The 22,213-nt window shown below is 62.2% G+C and carries 19 protein-coding genes; 11 read left to right on the plus strand and 8 right to left on the minus strand.

The features are described 5' to 3' along the window. The first annotated feature begins 146 nt into the window (after window positions 1-146). The gene (locus DCO57_RS13810) at window positions 147-755 is read left to right on the plus strand and encodes a glutathione S-transferase (RefSeq protein WP_208977951.1); all 609 of its coding nucleotides are present in this window, start codon (window positions 147-149) and stop codon (window positions 753-755) included. Window positions 756-813: 58 nt separating this feature from the next. Continuing rightward, a complete protein-coding gene (locus DCO57_RS13815) occupies window positions 814-2,460 on the plus strand; it encodes a pyridoxamine 5'-phosphate oxidase family protein (protein WP_116699497.1) in 1,647 nt (548 codons plus the stop codon). A 105-nt stretch (window positions 2,461-2,565) separates the two neighbouring features. On the opposite strand, the gene DCO57_RS13820 is transcribed toward DCO57_RS13815, so the two are convergent. Then, window positions 2,566-2,946 carry a VOC family protein gene (locus DCO57_RS13820; RefSeq protein WP_116699498.1) on the minus strand — a complete coding sequence of 127 codons (381 nt, stop codon included), beginning with the start codon at window positions 2,944-2,946 and terminating at the stop codon, window positions 2,566-2,568. Next, entirely contained in the window at window positions 2,946-3,503 is a 558-nt protein-coding gene (locus DCO57_RS13825) for a thioredoxin family protein (RefSeq protein WP_116699499.1), read from the minus strand. The genes DCO57_RS13820 and DCO57_RS13825 overlap by 1 nt, the downstream gene beginning before the upstream one ends. A gap of 631 nt (window positions 3,504-4,134) precedes the next feature. On the opposite strand from DCO57_RS13825, the gene DCO57_RS13830 reads away from it, so the two are divergent. From DCO57_RS13830 to DCO57_RS13840, 3 genes are all read left to right on the plus strand, one after another. Beyond that, window positions 4,135-5,265: a type III PLP-dependent enzyme gene (locus DCO57_RS13830; protein WP_116699500.1), complete on the plus strand. Its 1,131-nt coding sequence runs from the start codon at window positions 4,135-4,137 to the stop codon at window positions 5,263-5,265. A 10-nt stretch (window positions 5,266-5,275) separates the two neighbouring features. Next, window positions 5,276-5,827 (plus strand): N-acetyltransferase, encoded by a 552-nt coding sequence (locus DCO57_RS13835; RefSeq protein ID WP_116699501.1) that lies wholly within the window; start codon window positions 5,276-5,278, stop codon window positions 5,825-5,827. An 854-nt stretch (window positions 5,828-6,681) separates the two neighbouring features. Then, window positions 6,682-8,067 (plus strand): homospermidine synthase, encoded by a 1,386-nt coding sequence (locus DCO57_RS13840; RefSeq protein ID WP_116699591.1) that lies wholly within the window; start codon window positions 6,682-6,684, stop codon window positions 8,065-8,067. A 156-nt stretch (window positions 8,068-8,223) separates the two neighbouring features. Here the strand turns inward: DCO57_RS13840 and DCO57_RS13845 are convergent, their stop codons facing one another. Then, on the minus strand, window positions 8,224-8,874 hold the full coding sequence (locus DCO57_RS13845; protein ID WP_133192680.1) for an SH3 domain-containing protein: 651 nt from the start codon (window positions 8,872-8,874) through the stop codon (window positions 8,224-8,226). A gap of 194 nt (window positions 8,875-9,068) precedes the next feature. Beyond that, window positions 9,069-10,886: an adenylate/guanylate cyclase domain-containing protein gene (locus DCO57_RS13850; protein ID WP_116699503.1), complete on the minus strand. Its 1,818-nt coding sequence runs from the start codon at window positions 10,884-10,886 to the stop codon at window positions 9,069-9,071. Between the two features lie 487 nt (window positions 10,887-11,373). Between DCO57_RS13850 and DCO57_RS13855 the strand changes: the two genes are divergently transcribed. The 5 genes from DCO57_RS13855 (at window position 11,374) to DCO57_RS13875 (ending at window position 16,349) form a co-directional block, all read left to right on the plus strand. Further along, window positions 11,374-12,126, plus strand: coding sequence for an ABC transporter substrate-binding protein (locus DCO57_RS13855; RefSeq protein WP_116699504.1), 753 nt, complete (start codon window positions 11,374-11,376; stop codon window positions 12,124-12,126). Between the two features lie 184 nt (window positions 12,127-12,310). Then, window positions 12,311-13,054, plus strand: a complete 744-nt coding sequence (locus tag DCO57_RS13860; RefSeq protein ID WP_133192681.1) for a hypothetical protein — start codon at window positions 12,311-12,313, stop codon at window positions 13,052-13,054. A 164-nt stretch (window positions 13,055-13,218) separates the two neighbouring features. Beyond that, on the plus strand, window positions 13,219-14,397 hold the full coding sequence (locus DCO57_RS13865) for an aminotransferase (protein WP_116699506.1): 1,179 nt from the start codon (window positions 13,219-13,221) through the stop codon (window positions 14,395-14,397). A 75-nt stretch (window positions 14,398-14,472) separates the two neighbouring features. After that, window positions 14,473-15,501: an asparaginase gene (locus DCO57_RS13870; protein WP_116699592.1), complete on the plus strand. Its 1,029-nt coding sequence runs from the start codon at window positions 14,473-14,475 to the stop codon at window positions 15,499-15,501. A gap of 47 nt (window positions 15,502-15,548) precedes the next feature. Then, window positions 15,549-16,349 (plus strand): arginine deiminase family protein, encoded by an 801-nt coding sequence (locus tag DCO57_RS13875; RefSeq protein ID WP_116699507.1) that lies wholly within the window; start codon window positions 15,549-15,551, stop codon window positions 16,347-16,349. A gap of 171 nt (window positions 16,350-16,520) precedes the next feature. Here DCO57_RS13875 and DCO57_RS13880 read toward each other — a convergent pair whose 3' ends face one another. The 4 genes from DCO57_RS13880 to meaB form a co-directional block, all read right to left on the minus strand. Beyond that, window positions 16,521-17,732, minus strand: a complete 1,212-nt coding sequence (locus tag DCO57_RS13880) for a hypothetical protein (protein ID WP_116699508.1) — start codon at window positions 17,730-17,732, stop codon at window positions 16,521-16,523. 152 nt (window positions 17,733-17,884) lie between these two features. Further along, window positions 17,885-19,255 (minus strand): TIGR03808 family TAT-translocated repetitive protein, encoded by a 1,371-nt coding sequence (locus DCO57_RS13885; protein WP_165814743.1) that lies wholly within the window; start codon window positions 19,253-19,255, stop codon window positions 17,885-17,887. Window positions 19,256-19,346: 91 nt separating this feature from the next. Beyond that, entirely contained in the window at window positions 19,347-19,955 is a 609-nt protein-coding gene (locus DCO57_RS13890) for a peptidase C15 (RefSeq protein WP_116699509.1), read from the minus strand. Between the two features lie 7 nt (window positions 19,956-19,962). After that, on the minus strand, window positions 19,963-20,958 hold the full coding sequence (gene meaB, locus DCO57_RS13895; RefSeq protein ID WP_165814744.1) for a methylmalonyl Co-A mutase-associated GTPase MeaB: 996 nt from the start codon (window positions 20,956-20,958) through the stop codon (window positions 19,963-19,965). Between the two features lie 181 nt (window positions 20,959-21,139). Here meaB and DCO57_RS13900 point away from each other — a divergent pair, with 181 nt between their 5' ends. Beyond that, window positions 21,140-22,177, plus strand: coding sequence for a phytanoyl-CoA dioxygenase family protein (locus tag DCO57_RS13900; protein ID WP_116699511.1), 1,038 nt, complete (start codon window positions 21,140-21,142; stop codon window positions 22,175-22,177). The last annotated feature ends 36 nt before the right edge of the window (window positions 22,178-22,213 follow it).

Consider the following 22,213-nt stretch of genomic DNA (forward strand, 5'->3'; position numbering starts at 1 on the left):
ATCCTCGCAATGTACATAATCATTGAATAATCCGGAATATTATCTTTGGGTTGATCCATGGGCATATTGGGGGTGGCGGGCAGGACCATGTGATCCGGCACCGCCGGAGTATCCTGTTTCATGAGGAAATACCCATGTCCCAAGCCATTCGCATTCACAGCTTTCCGCTCTCCGGTCACTGCCATCGGGTGGAGCTTTTCGCCGGGCTCGCAGGTCTTGATCACGAGCTTGTCCTTGTCGATCTGGCCGCGGGGGAGCACAAGGCGGAGCCGTTCCTGTCACTCAATCCCGCCGGCAAGGTGCCGGTAATCGAGGATGGAGATGTGGTGATCGCCGATTCAAATGCCATCCTGGTCTATCTGGCGCGCAAATATGCCCCGGACTGGCTGCCGGGCGATGCTCTGGCGGAAGCACATATCCAGCGATTCCTGTCGCTGGCCGCCAACGAGATTGCCAACGGCCCGGCCGCCGCGCGTCTGGTGACGGTTTTCGGAGCGCAGCTCGATGCGGAACGGGCCATCGCGACCGCAACCTACGCCTTCGATCTGCTGGAAGGTCATCTGAAGGGGCGGGACTGGCTGGTCGGCAACTGCGCGACGATCGCCGATGTTGCCATCTACAGCTACACCGCCCATGCCCCGGAAGGGAATGTCTCCCTGGAGCCCTATCCGAATATCCGTGCGTTTCTGAAGCGTGTCGAAGCCCTGCCGGGATTTTCGCCCATGCCGGCGACAAAGGCCGGTCTGACCGCCTGACCGGCCTCCTGCCTCTTCGGAGATTCTCTCCTGCAGCCGCACCATCGGAGATTCAGCCATGACCGAGATCCACCGCGAGGAGGCCGTGCCTGCCTGGCCGTTCCATGAAGGCGAGCAGATCCTTCAGCATCGGATGGGTGCGCGCGGTGTCGAGGACTGGGCCGGCAAGGCGATTCGGAGTTACATGCCGGATCAGCACCGGAGGTTCTTTGCCGGTCTGCCCTTCCTGGTCGTCTCGGCGCGGGATGCAGCGGGGCGCCCATGGGCTACGCTGCTGGAAGGAGAGGACGGTTTCGTATCCTCGCCAGAGGATACGCTCCTTGATATCCGGAGCGGTCCTGTCAGCGGCGATGCTCTCGAAGGAGCCTTCACCGGGAATGCCGACATCGGCATTCTCGGTATCGAGCTGGCCACCCGGCGCCGGAACCGGGCGAACGGCCGCGTCCGGTCGGCGCGTGCGGGGGCGTTCACGGTCGCAATCGACCAGTCCTTCGGCAATTGTCCGCAATATATCCGCGAGCGGACCTGGTGGCGGGGACCGGCGGAGCCTGTAGCTGCCGTGGCCCGGACACGTGAGCTTACCGTCGCGCAGATGTCCTGGATCGGACGCGCCGATACATTCTTCATCGCCAGCGGTTTTCGCGGCGCGGGCGTCAATCCGGCCTATGGCATGGATGTGTCCCATCGCGGCGGTGAGCGCGGTTTTGTCGATGTTGCCGACGACAGGACAATCCGGTTCCCGGATTACGCCGGCAACAGGTTCTACAACACGCTGGGCAACGTCGCGATCGACCCGCGCGCCGGACTGTTGTTCGTGGATTTTTCCACCGGCAGCCTGTTGCAGCTTACCGGCCGGGCCGGGATCTCGCGGTCTCCTGAAGAGCTGCGGCAGTTTGCGGGCGCCCAGCAGATTGTCACCTTCGAGATCGGGGAGGTGGTCGAACTGGCCTCGGCCCTGCGCCTGCGCTGGCAGCAGGATGCGGCGTCCGTCCGGTCCCTGCGGCTGGTCGAAAAGACCCGCGAGACCGCCGACGTGACGTCCTTCGTTTTCGAGGCGCGGGATCATGGTCCGCTGCCGGCATTCAGGGCCGGGCAGCACCTGCCGGTCGAATTGAACATCGCGGGCAGGGGCGGCAAGGTTCAAAGAACCTATTCCCTGTCCGGAGCGCCTGCCGATCCGCGCTACCGGATTTCCGTCAAGCGTGAACCCGGCGGGCTGGCATCGGCTTTTCTGCATGACGGGCTGGACATCGGCGCCATCGTGGAAAGCCGGACCCCGGCAGGGGATTTCGTGCTGCCGGATGGGCCGGAGCCGCTGGTGCTGGTCAGCGCAGGCATCGGTATCACGCCGATGCTGAGTATCCTGCATGCGGTTGCGCGCGAGGATGTTCCGCGACCGGTCTGGTTCGTCCATGGCGCGCGCGACGGCGCACATCTCCCGTTCCGCAGGGAAGTCGCCGGGCTGGTCGGCGGCAGGGACAACATGCGGATGCACATATTCCTCAGCCGGCCGCTGGATGAGGACGTGCCGGGCCGGGACTTCGATACCCGTGGGCATATCTCCGGCGGCTTTCTGACGGCTCTCGCGGGCAGGCGGGATGCCCGGTATCTCCTGTGCGGTCCCGCAGCCTTTCTGGCCAAGGTGAAAGCGGAACTGGAGGCCGAGGGCGTGCCCGACAGCAGGATCCGTTACGAAACCTTCTGAGACAGAGGGAGGGTTTGCAACCTCGCTTGAGATTGTCTCTTTCCCGCCTCTGGAGCCGCCCCGGGATCGTTTCCGTCAGCCGTTTTCAGGCGCAAATGCGATGATTTATTCCTCCGGCGGAAAATCCACGTGAATGTGGTTGCCGTCCGGATCCCAGATGTTGAAGGCGATAATGCCCGTGCCGGTCTGGACGGTACGGCGGAAGGTTTCGCCGCGCGCTTTCAGCCGGGCTTCAAAGTCCTGCGCGCCGGAAGCGGTGAAGGCGAAATGCTCCAGCTTGAGTTTCTCCTCGGACCCGACCGCGTCGGTGCCCTCGATGCCGACAAGATGGACCACCGCCTCGTCGCCGGCGTAGAGCCAGGCGCCGGGAAAGGGAAAGTCGGGCCGGGGGCCGGCGCTCATGCCAAGCACATCCGCGTACCAGGAAATCATTTCCTCAAGCCGCGTCGTGCGCAGGTTGACGTGGTCGAGTTTGCCGATCTTCATCACACTGACTTCCATTTGATGGAGCAGCCCATGGACGGGATCTGCTCGGCCGGGCCTTCGCCGGTTTCGGCGACCTGTTTCATCGCTTCGAATAGGTCCCGGCGCAAGTCGGGGGCCTGCCTGTTGACGCGGGTCGCATCCAGACGGCCACGATACTGCAGGCCGAGATCGCGGTTGAAGCCGAAGAAGTCGGGGGTGCATACGGCGCCATAGGCTCTGGCGACGCTCTGGTCGGCATCATGCAGATAGGGAAACGGGAAAGCGCGCTCTTCCGCCATCTTGCGCATGTTGTCGAAATTGTCCGCCGGATAGGCGACGGGATCGTTCGAGCAGATGGCCGCAACGCCGACGCCGAGGGCCTTCAGGTCCGTTGCGTCGCGCACGATCTTGTCGATCACCGCCAGAACGTAGGGGCAATGATTGCAGATGAACATGATCAGCAGTCCGTTTTCCCCCGTCACATCGTTGAGGGTGCAGGTCCTGCCGTCGGTGGCGGGCAGGGTGAAATCCGGCGCGGGCCGGTTGAAGTCGCATACGTCTGGGGTGAGTGCGGGCATGGTGTCCTCCTCAGGCCGGGCATGGCTGCACAATAGGGCAGCGGGGATGCCGGATGCAGCACAAAATTTGCGGTTGCGGGCGGTTGAAGTTGCCGCAGACGGGCTTCGTCCGATGTGCTCCGGGTCTTTCTTCGGAAAATCTGTGCCGCCGCGCCTTTTTCCGCTTGCATCGAACGGCGAACGGGGTCATATACGCCTCGCCCAAATTCGCACGTGCCCGTGGTCGTTCATGGGATGTTTCACCAGACATCTCTTAAGGGGCCGCTGCCAGACAATCCGCCAAGGGGCGGGGCAGCATGATCCGGACGGCTTAAAGCAACGACGTAAGAGGGCTTTTTTGGTCTCTGCCGGGGTATCCAACCTCCGGCGTCACTGAAGAGGCACTTGTTACATCATTGCCCGACGTGCGGTTCGGTTTTCCGATCCAATCAACGGCATTCCCGACGCGGGAAAGCTCTGTGTCTGCCGGCCGGCAGTCGCATTGCCCAACCGTCGCCGCGGTCAACCCGGCCTCCGGTTCCATCCCGGGGGAGGCCCGGTGCGTCTGTGGCACCCTGCGACGAGAACCTGCAGTGCGCGTGCCCGAGAACCGGCGCGGCTGCGGTGAAGATTGAGAAAGGGGAACTCCCCGATGAGCGAGCGTATCCGCGACTTCCTGCGACGACGTGAAGATGATGGCCCGTGTGTTGTCGTCGACCTGGACATCGTGCGCGAGAATTTCGAGGCCTTTGCCAAATCCTTGCCGGACACCTCCGTCTACTACGCCGTGAAAGCCAATCCGGCGCCCGAAATCCTGTCGCTGCTGGAAAGCCTCGGCTCCTCCTTCGACTGCGCCTCCGTCGGCGAAATCGAAATGGTTCTGGCGACTGGTGCGTCCGCGGACCGGATTTCCTACGGCAACACCATCAAGAAGGAGAAGGACATTGCGCGTGCCTATGCCCTTGGCGTCCGCCTCTTCGCCGTCGACTGTGTCGAGGAAGTCGAAAAAATCGCCCGTGTCGCAGCGGGCTCAAAAGTCTTCTGCCGCGTCCTGTGCGACGGTGCCGGGGCCGAATGGCCGCTCTCCCGAAAGTTCGGCTGCGATCCGCGCATGGCGCCCGACGTCCTGGAGCACGCCCACCGGCTCGGTCTCTTCGCCCATGGGGTCTCCTTCCACGTCGGCTCCCAGCAGGCCAACCTGCAAGCCTGGGATTTCGCTCTCGCCATGGCGGCGGGCGTCTTCCGGGAAATGGCGCTGCGCGGTATCGAGCTGAAAATGGTCAACATGGGCGGCGGATTTCCGACCCGCTACCTGAAGGACGTTCCGGGTGTGCCGAGCTACGGCGAAGCCATCTTCCACGCGCTCACCCAGCATTTCGGCAACCGTCTGCCGTCGACGATCATCGAGCCGGGCCGCGGCATGGTCGGCAATGCCGGCATGATCGAAGCTGAAGTTGTGCTGATTTCCAGGAAATCAGCCGACGACGACATCCGCTGGGTCTATCTGGACATCGGGATGTTCAACGGCCTGGCCGAGACCATGGACGAGGCAATCCGCTACCCGATCCGCACCCCGCGCGACGGCGACCGCACCACCCCCTGCGTGCTGGCCGGACCGACCTGCGACAGCGTCGATGTTCTCTACGAGAAGACGCCCTACGAGTTGCCGGTCAGCCTGTCGATCGGCGACAAGGTGCTGATTGAGGCCTGCGGGGCCTATACCACCACCTATTCGACGGTCGGCTTCAACGGCTTCGCGCCGCTGGCATCCTTCGTCATCTGAGGCGGCGGAGATGATCGACATCGTGGAGGAGGCGCCGGTGCATGCCGGCGCCCGCGAGGCGCTGCTCGACCTCAGCTTCGGCGAGGGGCGCCGTGCCCGGACCTGCGAACGCCTGCGCGAAGGCCGCCTGCCGGTGTTCGCATTTGTGGCGCTGGACGAATCTGGCATGCTGGCCGGGACGGTGCGTCTGTGGTCCGTGGCGGACCGCGGCGGGGTTCAGACCCTGCTGCTCGGGCCACTGGCCGTCGATCCCGGGTGCCGGGGTCACAGGGTGGGCGACCGGTTGATGCGCCATGCGCTCAACCAGGCCGCTGTCCATGGCCACGGATCGGTGATCCTGGTCGGCGATCTGCCCTATTACGCCCGCTTCGGATTCGCTGATGGTCTCCTGGAGGATGTCACGCTTCCGGGACCCGTCGACCGGGACCGGCTCCTGGGGCTGGAATTCGTTTCCGGCCATCTGGCCGGTCTCGGCGGTCTGCTGACAGCAGCGGGCAATATTGACCCGGACGTCGCCTCCGCACCGCCTTCGAACGGCCTTTCCATACCGAAAGCCGCCTGAACCCCTGAACGGTGGCGGCATTGCCGCTGCCGGTTGGGGGGCACCCCACTTCTGCATTCCCTTTGCGGTCCCGGCCCTGAGCCGGGACCCGTCGCGAGGTCCGGATAAAGGCCCCGGCTCAGGGCCGGGGCGGCCCAGGGGATCTGCCGGATTGAGGTGTTGCCGATCGGGGGATGCGGCTGCCCTGGCACACCGAAGGTCCCGGGGAAACAATCCCAAGCTTGAAATTCCGGTGAAAAGCGGTCACACCTGGGTATGGGCGCAATAAGTGCGCTTTTTGTGCAAGGGATATTCCCGCCGGGCCGGATCCGTGAGTAGGGCGTCGGGCGGTGGAACAGGAATTGATTGGAGAGAACAACATGACCGACGAGACCAACGGCGGCGCACCGAAACAGGCGGCGAAAACGACGACACCGGAACCTGCCCGCAAACCGGCCGGAAGGACAGTGGCCAAATCCGCTGCCGCGAAACCTGTCGCTGCCGGATCCTCGTCTGCAAAACCCGCGCGGACGGCGAAAAGCGCAACGACCCGGGCGGCTGCAAAACCCTCCGCGCGAAAGCCGGCTGCGACCAAGGCACAGGCGGCCAGGCCGGCGACGACCAAACCGGCGGCGAGCAAACCTGCCGCGGCAAAACAGACCGCGGCGGCTGCAAGCAAAACCGTAGCCGAAAAGACGGTTGCCGTAAAACCGGCTCCCAAAGCTCCGGCAAAACCGGCTGCCGCCAAAAAGGCGCCCCGCCGAAAAGCCCAAACCGCAAAATCGCCGGCTCCGAAGACCGCCGCCCGCAAGGCAAGTGCTCCGTCAAGCGCAAAAGACCCGCAGATTCACGGCACCATTACCGGCCCGGTTGTGATGATCGGACTGGGGTCCATCGGCAAGGGTACGCTGCCCCTGATCGAGCGGCATTTCGAATTCGACAAGTCGCGCGTCACGGTGATCGATCCGGTCGACACAGACGCGAAGCTGGTGACCGACAGGGGATACAGGTTCGAGAAAGTCGCTCTGACACCGGAGAACCACAGGGACGTGTTGACGCCGCTTCTCACCGAGGGTGAAGGGCAGGGTTTTGTCGTCAACCTGTCCGTGGACACCTCGTCGCTCGACCTGATGAAACTGTGCCGCAAGCTCGGTGTTCTTTATATCGACACGGTCATCGAGCCATGGCCGGGCTTCTATTTCGACGACAAGGCGTCTGCCGCCGACCGCACCAACTACGCGCTGCGCGAAAGCGTGCGCCGGGAAAAGAAGAAGAAACCGGGCGGCACGACAGCGGTTTCCTGCTGCGGCGCCAATCCGGGCATGGTCTCCTGGCTGGTCAAGCAGGCGCTGGTCGATGTCGCCACGGAAACCGGGGTGAAGTTCAAGGAGCCGAAGTCCCGCAAGGACTGGGCGAAACTGATGAAGAAGACGGGGGTCAAGGGCATCCATATTGCCGAGCGCGACACCCAGCGGGCGAAGGCGCCCAAACCGGCCGGGGAATTCTGGAACACCTGGTCCGTGGAGGGGTTTCTCTCCGAAGGGTTCCAGCCTGCCGAACTCGGCTGGGGCACTCACGAAAAATGGAAACCGGCCAATGCCAGGCAGCAGAAGAAGGGCTGCAAGGCGGCGATCTATCTGGAGCAGCCCGGTGCCAATACACGGGTGCGAACCTGGTGCCCGACCCCGGGCCCCCAGTACGGCTTCCTCGTGACCCACAACGAGGCGATTTCCATCGCCGACTATTTCACGGTTCAGGACGGCAAGAAGGTGGCCTTCCGGCCGACCTGTCACTACGCCTATCATCCGGCCAATGTGGCGGTCCTGTCCCTGCACGAGCTGTTCGGCTCTGCCGGCAAGGTGCAGGACAAGCTGCATGTTCTGGAGGAAAGTGAACTTCAGGACGGGGCCGACGAACTGGGCGTGCTGCTCTACGGCCACAGGAAGAACGCCTACTGGTACGGCTCCCAGCTTTCGGTTGAGGAAGCCCGCAAGCTTGCCCCCCACCAGAACGCCACCGGCCTGCAGGTGACCTCCGCGGTCATCGCCGGCATGGTCTGGGCGCTGGAAAACCCGGACTCGGGCATCGTGGAAACCGATGAGATGGATTATCGCCGCTGCCTGGAAATCCAGCGGCCGTATCTGGGGCCGGTCAGGGGCACCTACACCGACTGGACACCGCTGGAAGGCCGCCCGGGCTTTTACAAGGAAGACCTCGACACGAAGGACCCGTGGCAGTTCCGGAACATTCTGGTGCGGTGACGGGGCTGATCGCACTCACGGGAGTATTGGAGAAACGCCGCTGGAGGAGTCCAGCGGCGTCAGACTGCTGACAGACCCCTGGCGTTAGCCGGGGATTTCAGACTGATGACAAACCCGCGATCCTGTCCGTTCAGACAGGCGCGACTCCGCTCCGGTCTAGCGGCGTCGGCCGGACGAGGCGGTAATCGGATAGAGAACCGTCTTGGGAGCATTGCCGATACCGTAAAGCACTTGCTTGCGATGCAGGTCCAGTTGCAGCGACACGTTGCGAGATGCATCGAACAGATAGACCGACCACTCGTCGCGCGCCTGCTCATGGAAACGGAAGTTGACCCGACCCTGAGTGTCGGCTTCCTGCCATTGCCCATTCCCGGTGCTGGTGAAACTTCCCCCGGGATAGACGATCCGTGCAACGGAATACCCGTTTACAGCATTGGAGGCGGGCTGGGCGCGTTTGGTGGATACGGGGGCCTGTGTATGGAGGCCGGGGCCGTTACAGGTGCGCAGGATCGTCGCGTAAGGGGATTGCGAACACATGATGCCGCCCCACTGAAACCCGGTCTGGCCATTGCGATAGCGGATCTTGAACCACTCGTATCCGTTCATCATGGTGCCGGTGCCGTTCAAAATGAGAATCTGATCGCCTTCGCGAAGACTGCCCACCTGCCGGTATTTCATGCCGGGCCCGCTTCGAACCTTGCCGCCATAGGAAAACCCCGGTTGCGGGAAGTCCACGTCGGGAGAGGCATGAACGGGAGATGAAAAAGCCATCAGAGCGATTAGAAGGAAACCTGAAAAAACACGCATGGAAACTCCATAATTGTAATTGCCGGAATGCAGATCGTCTGGAACCCTGAAGACAGTCCGGCTGACCAAACGTCAGTTACAGCGTCCAGCATGAATGGGAGATGAACCGCTGCGCACGCCATGGCATGTCTTCCAATGGGTACCGGGAGTCGGGGCAGGTCGGTGCATCGGCCGTAATCTCCAGCCGAACCGGCTCAAGCAACGACGAGCCGCACCACATGCAGCGGTTCCGCCTTGCCTTTCACACTCTGCGGTCCGATCGGTTGCAGAGGAAACTCGGGACCAAGCCTGCGGGTGATTTCTTCGGAGGCGAGAATGATCACCTCTGCCGTGTCGTCGATTTCCTTGCCGAGGCTTTCCAGCCTTGAGGCGGCGTTCACCGTGTCGCCGATGACCGTGTAGTTGACCCGCTCGGGGGCGCCGATGTCACCGACGACGAGGGGGCCGACATGAAGGCCGATGCGGATGCGGACGGGGGCCTCGCCGCGGGCGATGCGGGCCAGATTGTCCGCGTGGATGGCTTTCGCCATGCCGAGGGCTGCGCGGGCGGCGGGTTCTGCCGGATTGTCGAGCTGCTCCGGAGCACCCCAGAAAGCCATGACGCTGTCGCCGATGTATTTGTCGATGGTGCCGCCCTGCCGGGTGATTTCCGCGCCGAGCAGGGACAGGTGGTGGTTGACGAAGTCGGCGGTCTGCGTCGCCGACATGCCTTCGGAGGCGGAGGTGAAGCCGGCGATGTCGGTGAACAGCACCGCCACCTCGCGCACCTCCGGCGGCGCGTCTGCGCGCCCTTCGCGCAAGAGCTTCTGGACGAGTGTCCGGGGGACATAGCGACTGAACGCCTTGAGGCCGGCGACCATCGAATTGATGCCGCCCGAGAGGTCGTCGAGTTCCCGAATGACGCTGCCGGGAAGCGGCTCGACGGCCTCCAGGTTCAGATTCGCCACATGCGTGGCCGCCGTAGACGCGCGCTGAACGGGCCGGGCGATGCGCCGGGCCAGAAGCGCGGCGCCGATCAGGGACAGCAGAAGGAGGCCGGCTCCGGCAATGATCGCGACCATCAGATCCTTGAGCGGCTGGTCAAGATAGCTTGCGGGGAAATGCACGCCGATGCGGGCGGGCAGGCCCATTAGCTTTGCGGTCTTCTGCTCGATGACGACAAAGCGCCTTTCGCCGTTCTCGTCGTAGCCGTGAAGAAGATCCAGGTCCGCGGCAATTTCGAACTCCCTGTTGTCGAGTTTCTCCATGTCTTCAAACGTCGCCAGGAATGCGTCCGGCATCCGGCTGACGTGGAGCAGGGGTGTCTGGGCGCTCAGTTCGTCGAATCTTTCATGCAGATCCTCATGGGCAATGATCTCGTTGCTGCCCTGCTTCATCAGGAAGACGGAAATGTCGTCAGTGGAAATATACCAGGCAATCTCGGACATCCTGTCGAGGGACATGCCGATCAGCAGACTGCCCCGATAGGCCTGACCTTCGTAAAGCGGCTGGACGTAGACGAAATAGGTGTGCTGGCGCTCCGGAATGAAAAGCGCATCGCTCCAGAAGGGCTCCGGGGTGCCTGCGGCTTGTTCCGTGAGGGGCAGCAGGATCGGGATGTCAGCCGCAAGGTCGATATCGCCGCCCAGCAATGTGCCGTCTGCGTCGCCGCGGTCCACGTCGACGCCTTTCCCGGTCTCGTCGACCAGCGCGAGAAAGGAGACCTGTTCCGTCGGGGCAAGAGCCCCGTAGAGAAAGCTTTCCATCAGCTGCGGAGCATCGAAGGCGAGTTGTTTCTGCTGCCAGGCGAGTCTGGTGTAATCAGCGGTTTCCGTGACTGCATGCAGCTGTTCCACGAAGGCGGTTTCCGCGGAATCCATGCCCAGATCGACGATTTCCCCGCCAAGCTGACGGATGATCTGTTCGGAGGTCACTGCCTGGATGATCAGGATCGCCATGGCGGTCATCAGCACGAAGCTTCCGATGACGGTTGCCAGCGTCGGCGTGATGAAGAGCTTTTTGCGCTTTGGCACGTTTTCTTTCCGTGTGTCAGTCTTACGTCCCGTGCGGCCCTGAACGACCGGGCCTGAATCGGCCTTGAGGGCCCCGACTATATCGCAACCCTGTCCGGATTCCCGGCATGTCTTCACGATGGCATCCGCTACCGGGCAGCGCGACTCGCATGCATCCTGCCTGTTCCGAAACGAAAGGTCGATCCGGGGAGGGGCAACCGGTCAAATCCGAAGGACATGGAAAAGGCTTCACCGCGTGTCGTCGCCGTGCCTGACCGGGCAGGAAGCCCGCTGCGCGCACGTTCCTGACGGGTTTCGCCGTTTCCCATGCCATTTCGTCTGCATTTATGAGTTCACACTCTAGCGGAACCCGCCAGGTTGACTCAACGTTTTCAGGGATTTGTGCCGTATCGGGCGTCGAAAAATCAATTATTGCTAACTTTCTGATATTGTTAAGTTATATTCGTTGAAATGGTCGGGAATCACTTCTGAAATCCAGGGTTGATGAATGTCTCTTGTTCGCTTCCGCTTCCTGTTGCCGCTTCTCGTATTGACCGCCGCCGCTTTTCCGGCCCGGGCGGACGAGATGCTGCTGGCAACGAATGATCTGTCCTCGCGGCGGATATCGGCATCCGAGAGCAAGGCCGGTCCGGATGTGGATTTTCTCCGGGAGATCGCCCGGCGCAGCGATGCGGACCTCAAGGTCGCCCAGATGCCGCTGGGCAGGGGACTGGCGTCCATGCAAAGCGGTGCCGTCGATGTCATGGCTGGCCTGTCCTACCGGGATGAACAGGCAAGATACATCGTCTATACGGACACGCCCTATTCCCGATGCAGCACGGCATTCTACACGCTGAACGGACAGTCGAAGGAGATCCGCGACTACAGGGACCTTTCCGGACGCCAGATCGGCTATGTGCTGCATTCGACCTATTTCGACCGGTTCGACAAGGACGGCAACCTGAACAAGGTGGGGGTGCCCGAAGAGCAGACCCTTATCGACATGCTGCTGAAACGCAGAATTTCCGTCATGATCGGAACGGACTGCCAGGTTGACTATCATCTCAGGCATCTGGGGCTGACGTCGACGATCGAGAAGGCGCCGTACGGCCCCGGGAACGCGGTGGTCCTGTTTCTCGGGGTCTCGAAGAAATCCGCGTGGGCGCAGCGGATCGGAGCATTGAACAGGATCATCAGGGACCTGGTCGACGAAGGCTATGTCGAAAGAATAGGCCGGGAATTTTACCGGACGCCCTCATAGGTCAGGGCCTGCCCCTGTCTTCGGTGCATCAACCGGACCATTGTCATTTTCTACAGGCGCAATGCCGACAGGTTGCATTGCGCCGACAAACTCCCCTAGGGTCACTTTCAAGCCCTTCCGTTTTTCAGTCGGGAAGGGTCGCAAGTCCGAACATGCGGACAGTCATGGAAGATCGGGAGGGTAAATGCACCGGCTATTGGTCTGTGCCGTGTGGGGCATTCTGATATCCGCCGGCTGTGCGTCCGCGCAGGAAAGACTGCGTTTCTCGAGCTTCAATGCACCAAACCTTACTCCGGTCGCGCTGGAAATTCTCTCCAACGCCTATGCGACACTTGGCATCCGCATCGAGACGGTCGTTTCAAATCCGCGCCGGGCTCTTCTCGATGCGGCGTCAGGGAAAACCGATGGCGAACTCGTGCGTGTGGTGGGGACCGCAGAACGTCACGACACCCTGATCCGGGTGGACGTGCCCGTCATGGTCGCGCGGATATTCGCCTATACCCGCAACGGGCAATTGCAGGGGCAGTCCCTTTCCGAACTCAAGTATCTCAGGGCCGGACATGTGAGCGGTGCCCGTTTCGCCGGTGAGATGGCCGAAGGGTTTTCCGAAGTCTGGACGGCGGAAACCCCCGGGCAGCTATTCGAGATGCTGATCCGGGACCGCATCGACGTGGTCATCATCGGGGAAAGCACCGGCAAGCGTCTGATCGGGGAAATGGGATTGACCGATGTGTTTCCGCTTCAGCACTCGCTCAAGGAAATCGCCTTCTATCATTTCCTGCATGTCAGGCACGCCGAGCTGGTTCCCCTGATCGAGGATGCTCTCAGGCAGGGAACGCCGGACAGGGACGGGGACGAGCGGGATGACTCGAGCCGGTGGAAACCCTCGACGAGGGAGCTGACCCTGCGCGAACGCGGGCTGAGCTGACCGGATTTTCAATTCGCCAATCTGCTTCCAGGAAGCGTCGGGAGGGCCGGGGACCTCGGGCGCCGACGCCTGCGTGCAGCTTGCCGCCGTCCGCGCGTCACGAAAAAGCTCGACGCCCATCTCCTTGAGGATTAGAAGGGCGAAAAACGCATCCGGGAGGAGCCATGAAGCCGACCAATCCGGTCTTTACCGGCATCAACACGACCGTGTTCGAGACCATGTCGCGTCTTGCCATGGCCCATGGTGCGGTCAATCTCGGGCAGGGATTTCCCGATGTGGACGGGCCGCAGGATATCCGTCAGGCCGCTGCAAGCGCATTGCTGGAGGGACCGAACCAGTATCCGCCGATGCTGGGGCTGCCGCAATTGCGCGAGGCGGTCGCGGAAGCGAACCGGCGATTTTACGGCCTCGACGTCGATCCGGCGAGCGAGGTTCTGGTGACCTCAGGCGCAACGGAGGCGCTGGCCGACTGCATTTTCGCGCTTGTGTCGCCCGGTGACGAAGTGGTTCTGATCGAGCCGCTGTATGACTGTTACCTGCCGCTTGTGAAACAGGCGGGCGGCATACCGGTAAGGGTACGGGTCACCCCGCCGCACTGGACCCTGGACCGGCAGGCGCTGGAGCGGGCCTTTTCCGACAAGACCAAGGCCATTGTCCTCAACAATCCGATGAATCCGACCGCAAAGGTGTTTTCGCACGACGAGCTGCGGTTCATTGCGGATCTGTGTGTCAGGCACGACGCCTATGCGATCTGCGACGAGGTTTATGAGCATCTGGTGTTCGACGGTCAGGCGCATCGCCCCCTCATGACTTTCGAAGGCATGCGCGAGCGCTCGGTGCGGATCGGCTCGGCGGGCAAGACCTTTTCGCTGACCGGATGGAAGGTCGGCTATATCACCGGCGCGGCCGGTCTGCTGGACCCGGTCGCCAAGGCGCATCAGTGGCTGACCTTCACCACGCCGCCGGCGCTTCAAAAGGCGGTTGCCTTCGGTCTGCGCAAGGACGAGAGCTACTATCTGGGTCTTGCAGGGGATCTGATGGCCAGGCGTGACCGGATGGCGGAAGGCCTGTCGGGACTCGGTTTCGCGGTTCTGCCCTGCGCGGCGACCTACTTCCTGACCTGCGGGATCGAAGGCCTCGGTCTGGGCGGTACGGATGTGGAGGTCTGCGAGACGCTGGTGAGACAGGCGGGCGTTGCCGCCGTGCCCGTTTCCGCCTTTTACGGGGCCGACGCGCCCACGGGCTATATCCGCTTCTGTTTCTGCAAGCGCGAAGAGGTGATCGACGAGGCGCTGGCGCGGCTGTCGGCCTTTTTGACTGCGGCGCGCAGCGAATCCGCATAGCCTTCAGACCAGACTGATGCATCCTGCGTTCAGGTGGACGCAGAAATACTGAACCAGTTCCGGATGAGAAATTTCATGGACAATCCCGCACTTGTGGACGTTACCCGCGGCAGCCTGACCGAAAGCCGTCATCGCGGCAGCGTTGCGGTCTGCGACCCGGACGGCAAACTCGTTTGCGGGATCGGCAATGTCGAAGCCCGGGTGTTTCCGCGCTCGGCGATCAAGGCGATGCAGGCCCTGCCGCTGGTGGAATCGGGGGCGGCGGAAGCGCTGGCGCTGACGGATGCCGAACTGTCGCTTGCCTGCGCTTCCCATAACGGGGAGGAGACCCATGCCAGCGCGGCCCGGGTCATGCTGCTGAAGGCAGGTCTTACCGAAGATGCGCTGGAATGCGGACCTCAATGGCCGCAGCGGATGGAGGATGCGGCCAAGCTGATCCTTGCCGATGAAATGCCCTGTGGCCTGCACAACAACTGTTCGGGCAAACATGCCGGGTTTCTCGGGCTTGCGAAGGTCATGGGGGTGGAAACCCGCGGCTATGTGGAAGCCAGCCATCCTGTCCAGCGGGAAGTCCGGCTGGTTATGGAACAGATGACCGGCGACACGCTGACAGAGGATGTCTGCGGCACGGACGGCTGTTCCATTCCCACCTATGCCTCTGCGCTGAAAAGCTTCGCCCGTGCCTTTGCCACCTTCGGGAGCGGAAAAGGGCTGGAGCCGCTGCGCGCCGATGCGGCACAGAGGCTGTTCGATGCCTGCATCAACGAGCCCTACATGGTGGCGGGGGCGGACCGGTTCTGCACGAAGGTGATGGAAGCCTTCCGGGGCCGGGTGTTCGTCAAGACCGGGGCGGAAGGGGTCTACTGCGCGGCCATTCCCGAACTGGGTTTCGGCGTGGCGCTCAAATGCGACGACGGGGCCGCGCGTGCGGCGGAAGTGATGATGGCGACGGTTCTTGAAGCGATGCTTGATCTCAACGACGACGAATCCGTGCTTCTGGACAGTCTCGTCAATCCGCCGGTTCTGACGCGGCGCGGAATTCAGGCCGGACATATCCGGCCCAGGGCGGAGTTTCTGTCGGCGCTGAAGACGGCGCTGCACTGATCCCGGATCCCGGTTCGTTCCCCGTCATCGTCTGTGGAGTTTGTCTCATGCCGCACCGGCCCGGATTGTCCTTCCGTTTCACCCATGCGATCGCCAGAACCCCGGCCGACAGTGTCGCCGACGGGCTTCGTGCGGTCGACGCCGGCAATCCCAGCGGCGAAAAGTTCCGGCAGGAACACGGGCTTTACGTGCTGGCCCTGCGGGACGCCGGTCTCAGCGTCGACGTTCTTCCGCCATTGGAGGACTATCCGGACAGCTGTTTTGTCGAGGACCCCGCCTTCTGTCTTCCCGACGGCGCGATCCAGTTGTGGCCCGGGGCGCAAAGCCGCCAGGGGGAGGGGCGGGAGATCCGCGCCGCGCTGGACAAGCGCTTCGGCAGGGTCGTCGAACTGCCGGGCTCCGGTCATGTCGACGGCGGCGATATCCTGACGCTGGACGACGTCATCCTGATCGGCCTGTCCGCCCGCACCGACCGGGAGGGGGCGGAGGCCTTTGCGGCGCTGCTGGAGACCTGGGGATATCGGGCGGAAGTCTGCAACACCCCGGACGGGGTGCTGCATTTCAAGACTGCCTGTTCCACCTTGGGCGACGATGTCATTCTTGCCACGAAGGTCATGGCCGACAGCGGTTTCTTCGGTGAACGGCGGGTGATCGAGGTGCCGGAAGGCGAGGACTATGCGGCCAATGTCATCCGTGTGAACGACGTGGTGCTGGTTCCGGAAGGCTATCCGAAGACACTTGCCGCCATCAGGGCCACCGGGTTCGACACGGTGGTGCTGCCGACCCACGAGGCGCGCAAGGTGGATGGCGGCTTGTCCTGCCTGTCCCTGAGGTTTTCCCTCGGCTGATGGCGAAAATCTTCTGAAATCGACGGGTTTCCAGACCTGCAATCGGTTCCGGTCGGAGGACTGCCTGTCTGGTGCGTCCCCATGCGAGCCTCTTTCGAAGCCGGCACGAGGACGGGCTGGTTCTCATTGCAAGAACCGACAGGCATTTGGACTTTTGTCGGTTCGGATCCTTTAGTGGGCAACGGCCGTCAAGGAGAGCCTGAGTTCGTTACCGACGACTTGGAGAGAAGGCGTTATGTTAGAGGGAAATGAATTGAAATGGACAAGTTCGGCCAGCTTGTTCAGGTCAGAAGATGGTCCCGGTGCCGTGATGAGTGTCGAAACGGTGGACCTTGGATGGTCGGGATAGGTTTCGGCGGTAATTTCGAGAACACCTCCCGATACGTCCAGTGTTTCCAGAATTGACAAATGAGACGTGTGCCCCTCGTAATTGTCTATTCGGAATTTTAGGTAACCGCCTGTCTGTTTGTAATGTTTGACGGAGCAGGATCCCTTGGTTCCCATCTGAAAATCACCGTCCGTGTTTGTGACCGTATCCGCGGTATTCCCGTCAAAGGCACCGTAGGGGTCCGTGCTGCTGATGTTTCCGCTAAAACGGCCGCCATTATTCAGTTCTATTTTGGGAACATTGGCTCCTATAATCTGACCTGGATCCTGAAAGTTATTGCCGCTGACCTCAATTGTATCATTGCTCCAGATAGTGCCCGTTCCGTCGGACTGTATCTGACAAAGTGTGTCGACTGTCGTCTTTCCGAGAATGACGACAGTGTCGGATGGAATTGTCATGAATGTTTCGGATTGATATTCCATAATCAGCGAGGCCATTGCAGGTTCCGCCGTATTATACTGTTCGACCTGACTGTCCTGAACGGAGTTGTCTTGCTCACCGCTCTCCACGGTGACAATGGATTCAGAGGAAACCCTGACTTCTCTCTCGTTGAATAGCCGACCGCCGAGTTTCAATTCTGCGAAGTTGGTAATCGAGACACCACCGGCGGAAAACATCTCTCCGGAAGGGACGTGAAACAGACCTTGATCGGCAGTCACATTTGCCAGTGAGCCACCTTGGACGCCTATGAGCGCGGAACCGTTCGGTCCAAAGACGTTGCTCATGCCTGTCCCCTTCGACCGGACACCGAATGTCACTTTGGCGCCGTTTTCGACCGTAAGGACCGAAAATCCGCCATCGAAGATCTCACTACCCGTTGAACTTTTGATTTTCGCATTCTTATTGAGCGGTGTGGTGTCGGCGCTCAAGGTAAAGGACGCCACGATATCAATTACTTGGGTCTGATTGGAGTTTACGTTCGCGATTGCCGAATTGAATTCGGCCTCGGTCGAGACATTTTGAGTGATGCTTTCCTTCGCCGTGAAATCGGCCATAGTTGCCCCCTGTCAATATTGTTGCAACTATTGGTACCTCACTAAATAATAACATATCATAAAAGTAGAATGCGAGATTCTTGCGGTGTTCGATTGTCGTGAATGGCCGCATCAGAAGCCTCTGTTTTGAGACTTGAGACTTGAGACTTCGTTCAAGCCGCGATCTGGTTGTCCCGTATGGTCAGGTTGTCGAATTCCGACGCATTGTTGAGTTCGCCCGTGACCTTGTCCAGCCAGCGGAAGCCATTGATCGATCCCGACCGTGCGCCCTGAACGATGTTATTGGTGATGACGGCCGGTCCGGAGCCCTCGACAACGGTGACGGCAATGCCGGTGCCGCAGTCCCGGATGATGTTCTGGGAGGCGGCGATGTTGCGCATATAGGGGCCCCAGCCGAGCAGCATGCCGAATTTGGGCGCACCCTCGATCACGTTGCCGGTCAGGGCCGTATCGGCTTCGGCGGAAATCCCGATGCCGAAACCCGCGACCTCCGACGGGTAGGGGCCGACGTCGGTGATGTTGCGCACGAGGTTTCCCGAGCAGACCGCCATGCGGCCACCATCCATGAAGTTGGCGATGGAAATCCCCGTTGTGCCGCCGTCGACGATGTTGTCGGAGATGACGGCGCCCTGGAAACCGAATTCCGAATAGATCGCGGTCTCGCCGGAGCGCTGGCAGGAGTTGCCGATGATCTGAACGTTCGAGCCGGTATTGGAGCGGATGGCGGAAAAGGCGCAGTCGGCGATCCGGTTGTTGGAGATCATCACGCCGTGTGCCCGGAAGACGTTGATGCCGTTGCCGAACTGGCCCGTGCCGCCGTAGCGGGCGCCGATGCGCTCCACCCGGTTGCCGGAGACGATGGTCCCGTCCTCTCCCTCGCGCCAGCGGTGCACCCAGATGCCGCCGTTGGCGCAGTCGGAGACCGTGTTACCGGTGATCGCAAGGCCGACGGCCTCGTTGGAACGGATGCCGGCTTCGGCGGCGCCCGACACGCGGCAGTTTTCCACCCGGCCGGAACAGCGGTCCATGACGAGACCCATTTTCGACGAACCGGTGATCTCGCAATTGTCGAGCACCGCGTTGCGCACGCCGATGAAGTGCAGCAGGCCTTCGGTGAAGTCGCCAATGGATCGGTTGGCACCGTCGAAGGTGAGCCCGGTGAGGCCGATATTGCTGACGCCTTCCGCGCGGATGAGCTGTCCGCCGCCGCCCTGGTAGACAAGCCGCGTGCGGCCCGGAACGCCGACAATCAGCGTGCCGGAAGGCAGCCGCAAATTGGCGACCGGGTAGGTTCCGGCCGGCAGAAACAGCGCACGGCCACGTTCAACGGCGCGGTTGACCGCGTTCTGGAACTGGGCGGTCTGATCGTCGGCGGCATTGGGAACAAGGCCCAGTTCCGCGGAATCTATGGAGCCCCTGAGATCGGCGACCTTCATCTGTGCTGCGGCCACTGTCCCGGAAAGGCACAAGGCTGTCCCGGCAAGAAACGCGCGGCGGTTCAGTCGTGAAAAATCTCTCGTCATGGGCTCCGGCCAGTTGCTTCCAGCGTCCCGGAATGGGAAGCGGTCCCGTTTCCATGAGGGAAGGAGCAAGAGGTGTGCCGTTTGGGCCCGGTTACCGCAAACGTCTGGCCGTTTCCCGAAGCAGACGGACGGCAGCGTCTTCAACGACATGAAAGGGCGGGCGCCGGTCCCGGGGTCCCTTGGGGAGCGCGGGAACATGAACGAAGATGCTCGGAATGCCGGAGCCGATCGAGTCCCAGAGCGTGGCGTTGCACAGATAGGTGCCGGCATCAAAGGACAGGGACACCGGCGCGCCTGCCGCGCGGGCGGCCCGGCAGAGTGCGCGGCCGGGCAGGGTAGCGCTGCGCGCCCGTTCAGGATCGCTGGTCAGCTCCGGGCGGGCGGGCGCGTGGCCGCCGGCATCCGGGCGCACGCGGATTGCCCGGTTGACCGCACGGGTTTCGATGTTGAGCGTGCGGCGGGTGCCGTCCACGCCGAAATGGACAATGGCATCCGGCCGGATCTCGCGGCGGAGCCTGTCCGTCACCTCCCAACGGCCGGCCCAGGTGGTCGGCAGGACATGAAACACGAAGCGCACGCCAGAGCGGTCTCCGCCCAGCCGTTTCGGCAGGCGGCGCATCAGCTTCTCGGTCGGGTTTACCGGAGCGCCGGGAAAGGGCGAAAAGCCGGTGACCAGAATGATCTTTGGAGCCTGCCTCATCCGCCGTTCATTCCTCCAGGCCCATCAGCTGCGCCAGTTCGTCCACGGCGAAGGAGACCGCCATCCTGCCTTCGCGGACACTGGTTTCGAGGGATTGCAGCCGGTCGGCGGTTTTCCGGTTGGTCTTGAGGGCTTCCATCATCCGCTGACGCAGCATGTCCCACATCCAGGCGACCTGTTGCCGGCTGCGTTTTTCCTGCCACTCGCCGCTGGCCTGGGTGCGTTCACGGAAAATGCCGATCTGCTCCCAGAGATGATCCAGACCCTCGTTGGCGAGGCCCGAGATGGTGATCACCGGCGGTGTCCAGGTCTCGGACCGGGGCGCGAGGATATGCAGCGCCGCGCGGTAGTTCGAGGCGGCGGACCGGGCGCGTGTCTGGCCGTCGCCGTCAGCCTTGTTGACGGCGATCATGTCGGCGATCTCCAGAACCCCCTTCTTGATCCCCTGAAGCTCGTCGCCCGCACCGGGCAGCATCAGCACGAGAAAGAAGTCGACCATGTCGGCAACCGTCGTTTCCGACTGGCCGATGCCGACGGTTTCCACGAGGATCACGTCGAAGCCGGCCGCCTCGCACAGCAGCATGGTTTCGCGGGTCTTGGCGGCGACACCGCCGAGCGTGCCCGCGGAGGGCGAGGGGCGGATGAAGGCATTCGGGTCCACCGCCAGATTCGCCATGCGGGTCTTGTCGCCGAGGATCGAGCCGCCGGTGCGGGTCGAGGACGGATCGACGGCAAGAACCGCAACCTTGTGCCCGGCGGCGGTGAGATTGGAACCAAGCGTGTCGATCGTCGTGGACTTGCCGACCCCCGGTACACCGGTGATCCCCACGCGCAGCGCATTGCCTGTCATCGGCAACAGGTCCTGGATCAGCCGATGCGCCAGGCGCCGGTGTTCGGTCTTTTTCGATTCCACCAGCGTGATCGCCCGCGCCAGCGCCGCGCGCTTTCCGGCCTTCAGGTCCGTGGCGAGCTGCCCGGGATCGATGGATCTTGCCTTGGTCATCATCCTTCAACGCTTTAGCGCAGGAATCGGCAAAGGTCACGGCCACTAAAGGGTGAACATGAACTCCGCTCCGTCCATCCGGGCCGGTCCAGTCGTCTCCGACGCTTCATCGCCATTGTGAAAATCCGGGCAAAGCTGTTAGATACGGGCAGACGATTTTTCCTGCATTTACCGGTACAGCATGACGCCCCTATCCTATCTGAAAGCGCCTCTCTGGCTCATTGGTCTTGCCGGGACGGACAAGTCTCCGCGCAAAAATCCTCTCCTTGGCAGCGAGCGCCTGAACAGCTGGGGTCTGCACCGCAAACGGGTAACGATCGCGGCGGATCTGGCGTCGCGGCGCCGTGCCCGTCTCGCCGGTGCCGTCGATGCGGAGCATCGCACCTTTTTCGACGAGAACGGCTATTTCCTGGTCAAGAACTTCCTGCCGGACGAGGTTTTCAGGCAGTTGAAGGAGGAGGCCTTCAACCAGCCGTTCGAGACCCGGGAAATGCGCCAGGGGCAGGCGGTGACCCGGATGACGCTGCTGCCGCCGAAAGTCCTGCGCAGGAACGCGGCCCTGGCGGCGGCCGTGCGGGATCCGCGCGCGCTCGACATGATCCGCTATGCGGCCTCTCACGGCGGGCAACCGCTCAACTTCCTGCAGACCGTGCTCGTCCAGCCGCAGAAGGTGAAGAAGAAGGATCCGCAGTCGGATGCCCATGCGGACACTTTTCACGCCACGTCCAAGGCCTGGCTGTTTCTGCAGGATGTGGGCGAGGAGGACGGGCCGTTCTTCTTCGTTCCCGGCTCGCACAGACTGACGCCGGAACGCCTTGAGTGGGAATACCAGTGCTCCCTGACCGCCTCCAAGGACCCGCGCTCCCATCACGCCAGCGGCTCGTTCCGCATCCGGTCGGACGAGCTGGCTGCGCTCGGATTGCCCCAGCCGGTGAGGATGGCGGTGCCGGAGAACACGCTGATCGTCGCCGACACCTTTGCCTTCCATGGCCGCACGCCGTCCGACAAGCCGACGGTCCGTTCGGAGATCCACTGGCATATGCGCCGCAATCCGTTCCTGCCCTGGACGGGGCTCGACATCAAGTCGCTGCCCTTCCTGAAAGACCGGGAAATGCCGGTGCTTATGTCGCTGGCAGACCTTGCCGAAAAGACCCTGAAACAGCGCAACATCTGGCGGCCGGTCGGCGATGTGACGGTTCGATCTGAACCGCATGTCTGAGCCTGAGAAGAGCGCCGTGGCCTATGATCCACATCG

The organism is Labrenzia sp. 011, from assembly GCF_003075075.1.
Classification (GTDB): domain Bacteria; phylum Pseudomonadota; class Alphaproteobacteria; order Rhizobiales; family Stappiaceae; genus Roseibium.

Excerpts from the sequence above, each read along its gene's own strand:
- DCO57_RS13890 (WP_116699509.1), bottom strand. The coding sequence starts at position 19,955 with ATGAGGCAGGCTCCAAAGATCATTCTGGTCACCGGCTTTTCGCCCTTT.
- DCO57_RS13880 (WP_116699508.1), bottom strand. The coding sequence starts at position 17,732 with ATGGCCGATTTCACGGCGAAGGAAAGCATCACTCAAAATGTCTCGACC.
- DCO57_RS13865 (WP_116699506.1), top strand. The coding sequence starts at position 13,219 with ATGAAGCCGACCAATCCGGTCTTTACCGGCATCAACACGACCGTGTTC.
- DCO57_RS13820 (WP_116699498.1), bottom strand. The coding sequence starts at position 2,946 with ATGAAGATCGGCAAACTCGACCACGTCAACCTGCGCACGACGCGGCTT.
- DCO57_RS13860 (WP_133192681.1), top strand. The coding sequence starts at position 12,311 with ATGCACCGGCTATTGGTCTGTGCCGTGTGGGGCATTCTGATATCCGCC.
- DCO57_RS13835 (WP_116699501.1), top strand. The coding sequence starts at position 5,276 with ATGATCGACATCGTGGAGGAGGCGCCGGTGCATGCCGGCGCCCGCGAG.
- DCO57_RS13900 (WP_116699511.1), top strand. The coding sequence starts at position 21,140 with ATGACGCCCCTATCCTATCTGAAAGCGCCTCTCTGGCTCATTGGTCTT.
- DCO57_RS13840 (WP_116699591.1), top strand. The coding sequence starts at position 6,682 with ATGATCGGACTGGGGTCCATCGGCAAGGGTACGCTGCCCCTGATCGAG.
- meaB (WP_165814744.1), bottom strand. The coding sequence starts at position 20,958 with ATGACCAAGGCAAGATCCATCGATCCCGGGCAGCTCGCCACGGACCTG.
- DCO57_RS13825 (WP_116699499.1), bottom strand. The coding sequence starts at position 3,503 with ATGCCCGCACTCACCCCAGACGTATGCGACTTCAACCGGCCCGCGCCG.
- DCO57_RS13830 (WP_116699500.1), top strand. The coding sequence starts at position 4,135 with ATGAGCGAGCGTATCCGCGACTTCCTGCGACGACGTGAAGATGATGGC.
- DCO57_RS13815 (WP_116699497.1), top strand. The coding sequence starts at position 814 with ATGACCGAGATCCACCGCGAGGAGGCCGTGCCTGCCTGGCCGTTCCAT.
- DCO57_RS13855 (WP_116699504.1), top strand. The coding sequence starts at position 11,374 with ATGTCTCTTGTTCGCTTCCGCTTCCTGTTGCCGCTTCTCGTATTGACC.
- DCO57_RS13870 (WP_116699592.1), top strand. The coding sequence starts at position 14,473 with ATGGACAATCCCGCACTTGTGGACGTTACCCGCGGCAGCCTGACCGAA.
- DCO57_RS13875 (WP_116699507.1), top strand. The coding sequence starts at position 15,549 with ATGCCGCACCGGCCCGGATTGTCCTTCCGTTTCACCCATGCGATCGCC.
- DCO57_RS13885 (WP_165814743.1), bottom strand. The coding sequence starts at position 19,255 with ATGACGAGAGATTTTTCACGACTGAACCGCCGCGCGTTTCTTGCCGGG.
- DCO57_RS13845 (WP_133192680.1), bottom strand. The coding sequence starts at position 8,874 with ATGCGTGTTTTTTCAGGTTTCCTTCTAATCGCTCTGATGGCTTTTTCA.